This is a genomic window from Mycobacterium parascrofulaceum ATCC BAA-614, from assembly GCF_000164135.1.
Taxonomy (GTDB): domain Bacteria; phylum Actinomycetota; class Actinomycetes; order Mycobacteriales; family Mycobacteriaceae; genus Mycobacterium; species Mycobacterium parascrofulaceum.
The window spans coordinates 1-783 of the sequence record NZ_GG770645.1; the positions used below are offsets into that span (position 1 = coordinate 1).

Genomic DNA, 783 nt, shown 5'->3' on the forward strand with positions numbered 1-783 from the left:
GCGGGTGGGCCGAAGAAAAAGGGGGGCCCGGGGCCAGCGCCTGGTGGCGGGAGCTGGCCGGGCCTGCGGCTGGGGGGTGTGGGTGAGGGCCGGGCCCGACTGGATGCGGACCCGGCGCGTGTGGCTCGGCTAGGCTGCTGTCTTCGCGTCGAGGTCCAAGACGGCGCCCAGGGCGACATCGAGGTCCTGGTACTGGGCGGGGACGCCGGCGTCGACGGTGACTGTCCACATGGGTTGGTCGCCGATTGCGGCGGCCAGGATGTAGGTGTGGCCCGCGTGGGCGGCTCGGTAGCTCCAGCTGTCGGCGGTGGCGTGGAACGTCATGTCGCCGGCGCGGACTTTGAGGATCCGGGTCTGCGGCTCGGCGTTGAGGTCGGCTGCGGTGGCTTCGACGGCCGCCATCTGCCCGTGGTCGTCGTCGGCGAGCAGCACGAGCCGGTGCCCTGTTTCAGGGGTGTAGTCGTGCACGGTGGTGAGCACGATGTCGCCGTGGTTGTGGAACACGATCCGGGTGATTCCGTACTGCTGCTGTTGGATTCGTCCGGCGGCCTCGTCGAGGAGGTTGAAGGCTAGCTCGAATTCGTGGTCCATGGTGGTTCTCCGTTCCTTGCGGTGCGTGGTGCGCCGGTCAGCGCTGGGGAGCGGTCAATCGGCTGAGGGTGGGCGCGCAACCCCGAAGAGTCCGCGCCGAACGGAGCAGGGTTTTCGGCCCGGGTGAATCCCGGCGCGCAGCGCCTGAGGGATTCACTTCCATAGGGCCGAAAAGGTCACTCGGCCTGCGTA

General features: G+C 69.0%; 1 protein-coding gene. It reads right to left on the minus strand.

Going from position 1 to position 783, the window contains the following annotated elements; all coding sequences use genetic code 11:
• Positions 1-129: 129 nt before the first annotated feature.
• Complete coding sequence (locus HMPREF0591_RS30035; RefSeq protein WP_007172664.1) at positions 130-591, minus strand: hypothetical protein; 462 nt, start codon at positions 589-591, stop codon at positions 130-132.
• Between the last annotated feature and the right edge of the window lie 192 nt (positions 592-783).

What these genes read in the sequence shown, in the direction of transcription:
- HMPREF0591_RS30035 (WP_007172664.1), bottom strand. Translation starts at nt 591, where the DNA reads ATGGACCACGAATTCGAGCTAGCCTTCAACCTCCTCGACGAGGCCGCC.